The sequence below is a fragment of the uncultured Rikenella sp. genome (genome assembly GCF_947628055.1).
Taxonomy (GTDB): domain Bacteria; phylum Bacteroidota; class Bacteroidia; order Bacteroidales; family Rikenellaceae; genus Rikenella.
Map to the genome: position 1 here is coordinate 1 of NZ_CANQYJ010000087.1, position 10,335 is coordinate 10,335.

Here is a 10,335-nt window from a genome sequence, read left to right on the forward strand (position 1 = left end):
TGAAGGGCAGAAGGCGGGAGGTTTCACGTGAAACGATGCACGAAACCTTGTGCCGGGCGTTCGGCGTGGGGGCGATCCATTCGGAGTACGGGATGACGGAGCTGCTCTCGCAGGCCTATTCGGCGGGCGAGGGGCTGTTTCGTTGTCCGCCGTGGATGCGGGTTTCGATACGCGACTTGCAGAGTCCGCTGCAGCCTTTGCCGGCGGGACGGATCGGCGGAATCGATGTCATTGACTTGGCCAATCTTTGGTCGTGTTCGTTTCTGGCTATACAAGATCGGGGGATTGTCTACCCGGACGGCTCGTTCCGCGTGCTGGGACGGGTCGAGGGGGCGCAGCTCCGGGGATGCAACATGTTGATCGAATAAGGATTATGGCAGCGGCACATTTACTTAGGAAACTGGCTTCGCAGACGGCGGTGTACGGCATAAGCGCCATACTCTCGAAGTTCCTGAACTACCTGCTGACTCCTTATCTGACACGGGTGATGCCGGAATCGACATTCGGGGACGTGAGTGTTCTGTATGCCGTGATTCCGTTCGCCAATGTAATCCTCACAATGGGGCTGGCGACGGGTTATTTCCGCTATGTCTCGAAATGCAGGACGCTCGGCGACCGGAAGCGGCTGTTTACGACTACCTGGAGCGCGGTGTCGTTCACGGCTTTCCTCTTTTTCGGGATCGTTTTCCTGCTGCGGAACCGGATTGCGGAGATGATGGAGTATTCGACGGTGATCGTGGCGGTGACCGGTCTGCTCATTATGGTGGACAATATGGCGGCCATTCCGCTGGCGGCCTTGCGGGAGCAGGGCAGGGCGGTCTATTATACGGTGGTCAACGTGACCGGCGTGGTGGTCAATGTGGTTTGCTGCATCCTGTTCTATACTTATATTCCCGGAGCCGCGGATAACCCGCTGTGGGTGCTGGCGGCCAATCTGATCGCCAGCACGGTGTCGCTTGCGATGCTTTTGCCCAGTGCGTTCAGATGGTTGTCGGCGGCGTTTTCGCCCCGGCTGCTGCGGAGTATTTTCCACTATTCCATACCGTTGATGATGGCAGGCATTATGGGGGTTTCGGGCGATTTCATCGACCGGTTGCTGATCCGCTATATTCCGGACAACGCCGAATGGGCGGCGGCGCAGGCGGGGATCTATTCGGCTGTGGGCAAGATTGCGGCCCTGCTGATGATCTTCCGCCAGATTTATGCACTGGGGGCCGAACCGTTCTTTTTGCAGGGATTTTCAAAAGAGGAGTTCCGGGAGGCCAATGCGGCGGCTACCAAATACTTTATTATCGCCGGAATCGCCATCTATTTGGTGCTGTCGCTCTTTTCGCGGGAGTTCGCTTATATCGTGGGAGCGGATTTCCGGAGCGGGATGGGGGTGCTTCCGCTTTTGCTTTTGGCTAATTTGTTTGCCGGGATATTAGTCAATCTCTCGTTCTGGTACAAGGCGGCGGACAAGACCCGTATCGCGATTTATATCACGGGGTTGGGGGTAGTGGTTACGCTGGGCGTGAATCTGGCGCTGATTCCGTCGATGGGCTACTGCGGGGCGGCGGTGGCGCGGGTGGTCTCGATGCTGTTGATGGTGGGGTTGAGTTATGCGCTGTGCCAGCGGTACTTTCCTGTGCCGTTCGACCTTCGGCGGATCGGATTCTATTTTTTGCTGGGGGGGGCGATTTTCGGGGTCTCTTATGCGACGGCGCTTTTGCCTGACTGGGGAAGGATCACGCTTAATTTTTTGTTACTTTTGGTCTACCTCTTCGTGGCCTTGAAAGTCGAACTCGGGGGGCGTAGAATCGTTATTTGATATAACCATTTATTGGTGACCGTATTGAACTGTTCTCTTTGTGAACAAAGAGAACCAGAAAAACTTTAGTACGGATGCTTCGCATCCTATTGTCTTTCTTAGCCTTATGGTGTTTGAACTTTGTGTTGGGCCGGGAGTATGGGGCGCTCTAAGTTTTATATCACATTAAGCGCCCATACTTCCGGTCCAACGAACAAGATCGAAACCCGTTGGCTGCGAACGGTCATGCGATACGTAAGTATCGCCTAAAAGTTTTTGGTGCCGCTTTTTACAAAAAGCGGCAGTTTCGTATTGTAGCCAAAGAATGGTGATATAAATTAACAGAGTACGTTATGGAAAAAGTAAAGGTGATTAACCGTTCCGGCCATCCGCTGCCGGCTTACGAGACAGCGCAGGCCGTGGGGCTTGATGTACGGGCGAATACCGCCGAACCCCTGACAATCATGCCATTGGAACGAGTGATGGTGCCTACGGGGCTCTATTTTCAAATTCCGGAAGGGTACGAGATTCAGGTGCGACCGCGGAGCGGACTGGCAGCCAAACACGGCATTACAGTCATCAATACGCCGGGGACGATCGATCCGGACTACCGGGGAGAATTGAAAGTGCTGTTGGTCAATCTGTCCAACGAGCCGTTCGAGATGCAGCCGGGCGAGCGGGTGGCGCAACTGGTATTCGCCCGCTATCAGCGCTTGGAGTGGCAGGAAGCGGTGGTGCTCGACGAGACGGAACGGGGAGCGGGCGGATTCGGTTCCACAGGGGTGAAATAAATTGTATTTAACAGCGATCCGCCTCCAACAGAGGCGCATTCGAGCAACGCGAGAGTGTGCGCCACCGCGGGGGCGGCGGCGGATTGCGCGGCTATAGCGAGCCGCAATGATTATGTCAAATCCTATCAATGCCGAAAAATAGACTTATATACCTCGCATTCAGTCTGTTGCTGTTACAGTTTTCGGGCAGCGCGATCGGTTCGCCATTTTCGGCGGCAGGGGAGCACGGTGGCGATAATGAGCGGCGGTTAGAGCAGGCTTCGTTGCTCTACTTGGAGGGAGTCAAGCGGCAAAACCTCGGTACGTTGCGCGAAGCGGCCCGTATGTATGAAGCGGCACTGCGCAAAGTGCCGGAACATGCGGCGGCCTATTACCGGCTGTCGGGCATCGCCCGGATGATAAACGACATGCAGACAGCCTTGCGGTATGCACGTCGGGCTTATGAGATCGACACCGCATGCCGGGACTATGCGGACAACTACGCCCGGATGCTGACCGTGACGGGCAATTACAGGGCTGCGGACAGCTTGTTCACGGTTTTGTTGGAACGCGATCCTTCGGACATCGAGACGGTATCCTTGCTGACGGTTCTGAAATTGCAAGAGGGGCGGCCGGCCGAAGCTCTGGCGCTGGCGGACACGGCGGAGGTGCGGGGAGGGATCCGGCCGCAGATGGTCGATGTCAAGCGGCAGGCGTTGATCCGGACGGAACGGTACGCCGAGGCGTTCGCTTATATGTCGGAGGTGTGTGCGCAGATGCCGGGCGAAGTGTCGTTTCGGATCCAGCTGGCCGAACTGGCGGCGGCGCTCAGACAGGACAGTGTGGCATTGGCCAATTACCGGGCGGCTATTGACCTGGATTCCACGGGATTGGCGCCGAAAATGGCATTGGCGGAGTATTACCGGATCAAGGAAATGTGGCCCGAGTTTCCGGAGGCGCTGGTGCCGGTTTTCGCCCATTCCGATTTTCCGGCCAAGGCCAAAGCGGAGTATTTCGACACCTATGTCCGGACCTATCCGGATGTTTACCGGCGTTATTTCGTCTATATGGTCCGGCTGGCGGATGCGGCGCTGCGGGCTGCGCCGGACGATCCGGATGCCCGGGAGTTTTATGCCAATCATCTGATATACAGCGGTCAGTTAGACCTGGCGCACCAGTATCTGACAGACTGTATTGCGGAAGGGAATGCTCCGTTGAAGTTCTACCGCGATGTGATCGAAATGGCGCAGTTCCGGGAACTTCCGGATACGGTGGCGAAGTATATCGGGCTGGCGCAGGAGCGCTTTCCGCGCGATCCGGAGCTGGGGATGACAGTTCTGTTCACGCAGTTGCAGGCGGAGGATACGCTGGCGGCGGTCGCGACGGCGAAGGAGGTGATACGTTATTCCGAAAACGATTCGATTACCGCTTCGGCTTACGGTTTCTGCGGCGATATGGCCCACCTGCGGGGCGATGAGCGTGCGGCACTCCGTTATTACGAGCGGGCGTTGCGCTTAATGCCGGATAATCCATTGATACTGAATAATTTCGCCTATTACTTGAGCGAGCAGCAGCGCGATCTGGAGCGGGCGCTGAAAATGTCGGCGCGGGCGAACGAACTGGATCCGCAGAATGCCACCTACTTGGATACGCAGGCCTGGGTGCTCTACCGGTTGGGCAGGTACGAGGAGGCGCAGACGCTGATGAGGCAGGCACTGGTGCTCGATGCGACGGGCAGTGCGGAGATTCTGCTCCATTACGGGGATATACTTTATGCGCTCGGAAAGACGTTTATGGCGAAGACTTATTGGCAGCGGGCGTTGGAGGCGGGGGCGGACGGAGCTGTGATCGAGGAGCGGCTGCGGTGGCTGAATGAATAACGATGGGGGGAATATGAAAGTCGATTTTCTGCGATGGTTTGGGATGGCGGCGGCAGGGCTGTTGTTGTCGGCGAGGGCGGCGGGGCAAGAGGAGGTGTGCGACGAAATCCGGCAGGCGGAGGCGGAGATCGCCCGGATCGATAAACTGATCGGCGACACGAGGAAGGAACAGGGAACGACGCTCGGGCATCTGAAATTGGTCGGTACGAAATTGGAAAACCGGCAGAAGATCGTCCGGGGTATCGAATCGGAAATGGGAACGGTTTCGGGACAGCTTCAGACCAAGTCGGCCGAGGTCTTCCGGCTTCAAAACCGATCCGACGAGCTAAAACACAGTTACTCAGCACTTATCCGAATCGCATATAAAAATCACCGGAATAACAGCTTTCTTTCGTTCGTCTTTTCGGCACGCGATTTTACAGACGCGGCACGGAGGCTTTATTATGTTAAACGAATCGGGGAGGACATCCGGAAAAAAGCGGATGAGATCCGGACGCTGAACAAAAAATTAGACATCGAAGTCGCTTCGCTGAACGGGCGAAAAAAAGAACTCGCGGAATTGCAGGAGCGGCATACGGCGGAAGTTGCGCGGTTGCAGGAAGAGCGCGGGCAGTTGAAAAAAACGCAGGATGCGCTCAGGGGGAAAGAGGAACAGTTGCTGGCCGAAGCCGAGAAACGGCGGGGGCAGATTGCCGAATTGGAGCGGCAGTTGCAGCGGGCGGTGAGTGACGAGGTGAAAAAATCCGGCGGTACGGCTGTCTCGGAGCCGCTAACGGCGCAGTTCGCAGCGAAAAAAGGAAAGCTGTTGCGGCCGGTGGACGGGGTGGTGGTGGATCGTTACGGTCTGCATAACCATCCGACGCAGAAGGGGGTCAAGATCAATAACAAAGGGGTGAATATCGCGGCGAAGGCGGGCGGCGAGGTGCGGTGCGTTTTTGCGGGCGAGGTGCGCAAGGTCTTTTTCTTTCAGGGGTTGGGGATGTCGGTGATGGTGCGGCACGGGGCCTATCTGACGATTTATGCCAATCTCGAATCGGTATTCGTGCGGGAGGGGGAAAAGGTGATGGAGGAGAGCTTAGTCGGGACGGTGGCGAAGGCGGCTTCGGGGCAGCAGGCGACGCTGCATTTCGAGGTGTGGAAGGAGAGCGATAATTTGAATCCGGAGCTGTGGATCCGGAAATAAAGCGACAGGAGGTTTATTATGGCGATTGCATTCCATTCGGAAGATACGAAATTCGATATAGCGGGACACAAGCGTGAGGTTTCCTCGTGGATTCGCTCGGCTGTCGGAGAAGAGGGTTTTCGCGTGGGGGATATTCATGTGATTTTTTGCAGCGATCCGTATTTGCTGGAGATCAATCGGCGCTATTTGCAGCACGATTATTATACCGACATCATTACGTTCGACTATTGCGAGGGGCGGGTGCTGTCGGGCGACTTGTTTATCAGTGTCGATACGGTTCGGAGCAATGCGGTGACTTATGAGACGATGTTCCACGTGGAACTTTTACGGGTTATCATCCACGGTGTCATGCACTTGGCGGGGTACAAGGACAAGACTGACCGGGATGCGACCCGAATGCGCGAACGCGAAAATCACTACCTCGCCAAAGCTCCGGAAAACCTGCTCGCTCATGTAAAACACATTTAATTTGTATATCTGTTCTTTGATGTCGGGAGGGTACTGTTCTTTCTTTGAAAAGAAAGGCCCCATTGGGGCTTTCCGGGCTGTAATTACCCGAATCCTTAGGCTCCGCAGTCCTTTTGCATTGTGTTTGATTTGGGGCGGAGCAATAGCGGGCTTAAGGCGTTACTTACCTAAATGCCCGCTATTGCTCACACCCCAAGAGAAGCAAAAACAAAGGTACCCGGCAGGCTTAAGAGATACGAAGCATCTCAGAAAGTTTTTCTGGTTCTCTTTGTTCACAAAGAGAACAGTTCCATACTGTCATCAAAGAATAAACATACCATTATGCGGTTTGAATACGATATTATAGTGGTCGGTGCCGGTCATGCAGGATGCGAAGCAGCCGTGGCAGCAGCGAAGATGGGCGCCCAGACCCTGCTCGTCACGATGGATATGGGCAAAGTCGCCCAAATGTCCTGCAATCCGGCAGTCGGCGGCGTGGCCAAAGGGCAGATCGTGCGCGAAATCGATGCCCTCGGCGGGCAGATGGGGATCGTGACCGACAAAACCACCCTCCAGTTCCGCATGCTCAACCGCTCGAAAGGGGCCGCGATGTGGAGTCCGAGAGCGCAGTGCGACAAGTACGCCTTTTCGCAAGAGTGGCGGCGAGTGCTGGATTCGACAGACAATCTGTTTCTGTGGCAGGACAGCGTGACAGAACTGCTCTTTTCGGCAGACGCGAGTCGGGTAGAGGGAGTGGTGACACGCATGGGAGTGCGATTCGGAGCGAGAAAAGTGATCCTCACGAACGGGACCTTCCTGAACGGTCTGATGCACGTCGGGACAGCACAGGCACCCGGGGGAAGGGCAGGGGATATGGCGAGCTATGGGCTGACTGAACAGTTGCAAAAGGTTGGTTTCGAGGCAGATCGGATGAAAACCGGGACGCCGGTTCGGTTGGATGCCCGGACGATCGATTTCGACCGGATCGAAGCGCAGTACGGCGACGAAGAACCCGAAAAATTCTCGTTTCTGCCCTCCGTGCAGCCGGTGCTGGTGGACGAACAGCTGCCGTGCTATTTAGTCTACACTTCGGCGGCAGTGCACGCGACGTTGCGCAAGGGATTCGACCGTTCGCCGCTCTTCACCGGCGTGATTCGCGGCAAAGGGCCGAGATATTGCCCCAGTATCGAAGACAAACTGCGGACATTTGCCGACAAAGAGCAGCACCAGCTTTTTCTGGAGCCGGAGGGACGCTCGACGAACGAATACTACCTGAACGGTTTTTCATCGTCGCTGCCGTGGGAGGTGCAGGTCGAGGCATTGCAGCAGATCGCGGGGCTGGAACACGTACAAGTCTATCGGCCGGGGTATGCGATCGAGTACGACTACTTTCCGCCGACGCAACTCTTTCACACACTGGAGACTAAACTGGTGCAGGGGCTCTATTTCGCCGGGCAGATCAACGGGACGACAGGCTACGAGGAGGCAGCGGCGCAGGGGTTGATGGCGGGGATCAATGCAGCGCTCGCTTTGCGGGGTGGGGATCCGTTCGTGTTGGGGCGGGACGAGGCTTATATCGGGGTGCTGATCGACGATCTGGTGACCAAAGGGGTGGACGAGCCATACCGGATGTTTACCAGTCGGGCGGAATATCGGATTCTGCTGCGGCAGGACAACGCCGATCGGCGGCTGACCCCGCGCGGACGGCGGATCGGGTTGGTGTCGGACGAACGGTGGGCGGCATATTGCGCCTCGGAGCGGCGAACCGATGAATTGGCGGCTTTTCTGAATGAAATGACCGTCGCTCCGGAGGACGTGAACGATTATTTGGCTTCGGCGGGCGAATCGCCGATCGCGCAGCGGAAGCGGTTGGCGGAATTGTTGCCCAGAACCGGTGTTACGCTCTCCGGATTGGCTTCGGTACTGCCTGCGGTCTCCGATCGATTGCACGAAATGGGAGTGGAGCGGGCGGATATGCAGGCGGTGGAGATCGGCGTGAAATACGCCGGGTATATCGAGCGGGAACGGACTGTGGCCGAGAAGATGAAGCGTTTGGAGGGGATTCGGATTCCTGCCGAGTTCGATTTCGAGGCTTTGGGTTCGTTGTCGATCGAGGCGCGGCAGAAGCTCATGCGGATTCGTCCGCTGACGATTGCGCAGGCGTCGCGCATACCGGGTGTTTCGCCGGCCGACATCAACGTGCTGTTGGTCTATTTCGGACGGTGAACGGGTGTTCCACGTGGAACACCGGGTGGATTTGGAAGTGTGGTGCAAAACCGGTATTTTTGATGAGGGATGTTCTCTGCAAGCCGGTAAATACTTGGGAATATGAAAAAATTAGTGGATAATTCCGATCTCGGCATACCTTACACCACGTTGCTGAACAAGGCGGTCGTTAAGCTGGCCCAGTCGATGTTGGGGATCAACAAGATCAATCGCCTGTATGCTGAAGCGGCTGATAAAAAGGGAGTTGAGTTCGCGCAGGCGATCCTGGAACAGCTGGGGGTCGTGGTGGAAAGCGATGCGGGACGGCTCGGCTTTATCCCGAAAGAAGGGCCTTTTGTGCTCGTGGCGAACCATCCGCACGGGGCGCTGGATGGCCTGCTCCTGATGGTGCTGGTGGCGCGGATTCGGCCGGATATCAAGTTCCTGGGTAATTTCCTGCTGACGAGAATCGATACGCTGAACGATTTTTTCCTCCCGGTGGATCCGTTCGATGTCCGGAACGGACGGAATATTTCGGGAGTTCGGCGGGCGGTGGAGCATCTGAAAAGCGGGAAACCGCTGGCAGTTTTCCCGGCTGGCGAGGTTTCCACGTATCAGAAAAGATTTTCAAAGCTCGAGGACAAACCTTGGTCGAAATCGATCGTCAAACTGATCTTTCGATCGGGCGCTCCGGTGGTTCCGGCCTATATAGACGGCCGCAATAGTCTGGTATTCCATTTGTTAGGAAAGATACATCCGATGTTGCGGACGGTTCGTCTGCCGCTGGAGCTTACCAATAAGAAGGACCGGTCGGTGGCGGTTGCTTTCGGTGCGCCTGTGCCGCATAAGATGCTGAAAAACAGCGGTTCAGTGGATGAGGCTTCGGTCTTCTTACGGGCGAATGTGTATTGTCTGCGCTCTGTTTTGTCGGATGCGGCTGTCGTCACGGAAAGGGAGGAGGCGTTGTCGAGGCTCAGGCTTCGTAAAAAACGGATCAGAGGGGAGGCGAAAGGGGCGGCCTGTGAAGTGGTGGAGCCGGTCGATCCGCTGTTGCTGGGGCGCGAGCTGGATTCCATCGCGGCGGAGCGGATGCTGGTGCGGGTCGGGGATATGTGTCTGTTTTGTGCGCCTACGTCGGATATTCCCTGGACGATGCGGGAGATAGCGAGGCTTCGCGAAGTGACGTTCCGGGCTGTGGGGGAAGGGACGTCGATGGAATTGGACAGCGACGAGTATGATGATCTGTATGAGCATCTTTTTATCTGGGATGCCGAAAAGCAGGCGATAGCGGGGGCTTACCGGATCGGTTTCGGTGATGTGTTGTTGGATAATCGCGGATTCGAGGGCTTTTATACTTATACTTTGTTTGAGTTTTCGCGCCATCTGAACGGGGTGCTGCGACAGTCGATCGAGTTGGGGCGTTCGTTCGTGGTGCCGGAGTACCAGCGGCGTTCGCAAACGCTCCTCTTGCTTTGGCGGGGAATCTTGCATGTGCTGCTGCGAAATCCGTCGTACCGTTACCTGATGGGGCCGGTGAGCATGTCGGGCGGTTATTCGATGGCGGCCAAGTGGCTGCTGATCGATTATATCAAAGCAAATCATTGGAATGCTGAGCTGTCCCGGTATGTGGTGGCTCGAAACGGGGTCGGGGCTTTGGGACGGCGGGCGGTGGATGCGGAGCTGATCCGGGGAATCGCTTCTTCGGAGGAGATCGATAAACTGATCCGCGATGTGGAACCTTCGGGGCTGGGTATGCCGGTGCTGATGAAAAAGTATTTGCTGCTGGGGGGACGTGTTATGGGGTTCAATATCGATCCGTTGTTCAATGATTCGCTGGATGCGATGCTGATTCTGGATTTGTGCGATGTGCCTAAGGATAAGGTCGATATGGTGGCGCGCGAGTTCACGGGCGAAAATGTCTACGAACGGTTCCGTACCGTCGGAAATACTAAATTATAACTCGTTCGTTTATTCTCCGCCTTAGTTGGATGGAACTGCCGCTTTCTTGAAAGAAAGCGGCGCAAAGAACTTTTGAGATAGCTGCGCTACTCCTTAGGCTCC

General features: G+C 56.1%; 7 protein-coding genes and 1 pseudogene. All 8 read left to right on the top strand.

The window, feature by feature from the left end; translation table 11 throughout:
* A pseudogene (locus tag Q0Z93_RS08015) lies at positions 1–368 on the top strand (acyltransferase); the annotation flags it as partial.
* 5 nt (positions 369–373) lie between these two features.
* Positions 374–1,810: an oligosaccharide flippase family protein gene (locus Q0Z93_RS08020; protein WP_298064410.1), complete on the top strand. Its 1,437-nt coding sequence runs from the start codon at positions 374–376 to the stop codon at positions 1,808–1,810.
* 332 nt (positions 1,811–2,142) lie between these two features.
* Positions 2,143–2,580 carry a dUTP diphosphatase gene (dut, locus tag Q0Z93_RS08025; protein ID WP_298064412.1) on the top strand — a complete coding sequence of 146 codons (438 nt, stop codon included), beginning with the start codon at positions 2,143–2,145 and terminating at the stop codon, positions 2,578–2,580.
* Positions 2,581–2,708: 128 nt separating this feature from the next.
* The gene (locus tag Q0Z93_RS08030; protein WP_298064414.1) at positions 2,709–4,439 is read left to right on the top strand and encodes a tetratricopeptide repeat protein; all 1,731 of its coding nucleotides are present in this window, start codon (positions 2,709–2,711) and stop codon (positions 4,437–4,439) included.
* 13 nt (positions 4,440–4,452) lie between these two features.
* Complete coding sequence (locus tag Q0Z93_RS08035; protein ID WP_298064416.1) at positions 4,453–5,622, top strand: peptidoglycan DD-metalloendopeptidase family protein; 1,170 nt, start codon at positions 4,453–4,455, stop codon at positions 5,620–5,622.
* 18 nt (positions 5,623–5,640) lie between these two features.
* Complete coding sequence (gene ybeY / locus Q0Z93_RS08040) at positions 5,641–6,090, top strand: rRNA maturation RNase YbeY (protein WP_298064417.1); 450 nt, start codon at positions 5,641–5,643, stop codon at positions 6,088–6,090.
* A gap of 321 nt (positions 6,091–6,411) precedes the next feature.
* Positions 6,412–8,295, top strand: a complete 1,884-nt coding sequence (gene mnmG, locus Q0Z93_RS08045) for a tRNA uridine-5-carboxymethylaminomethyl(34) synthesis enzyme MnmG (RefSeq protein ID WP_298064418.1) — start codon at positions 6,412–6,414, stop codon at positions 8,293–8,295.
* Positions 8,296–8,397: 102 nt separating this feature from the next.
* The gene (locus Q0Z93_RS08050; protein ID WP_298064419.1) at positions 8,398–10,233 is read left to right on the top strand and encodes a GNAT family N-acyltransferase; all 1,836 of its coding nucleotides are present in this window, start codon (positions 8,398–8,400) and stop codon (positions 10,231–10,233) included.
* Positions 10,234–10,335: the final 102 nt, after the last annotated feature.

Excerpts from the sequence above, each read along its gene's own strand:
- Q0Z93_RS08020 (WP_298064410.1), top strand. The coding sequence starts at position 374 with ATGGCAGCGGCACATTTACTTAGGAAACTGGCTTCGCAGACGGCGGTG.
- dut (WP_298064412.1), top strand. The coding sequence starts at position 2,143 with ATGGAAAAAGTAAAGGTGATTAACCGTTCCGGCCATCCGCTGCCGGCT.
- Q0Z93_RS08030 (WP_298064414.1), top strand. The coding sequence starts at position 2,709 with ATGCCGAAAAATAGACTTATATACCTCGCATTCAGTCTGTTGCTGTTA.
- Q0Z93_RS08035 (WP_298064416.1), top strand. The coding sequence starts at position 4,453 with ATGAAAGTCGATTTTCTGCGATGGTTTGGGATGGCGGCGGCAGGGCTG.
- ybeY (WP_298064417.1), top strand. The coding sequence starts at position 5,641 with ATGGCGATTGCATTCCATTCGGAAGATACGAAATTCGATATAGCGGGA.
- mnmG (WP_298064418.1), top strand. The coding sequence starts at position 6,412 with ATGCGGTTTGAATACGATATTATAGTGGTCGGTGCCGGTCATGCAGGA.
- Q0Z93_RS08050 (WP_298064419.1), top strand. The coding sequence starts at position 8,398 with ATGAAAAAATTAGTGGATAATTCCGATCTCGGCATACCTTACACCACG.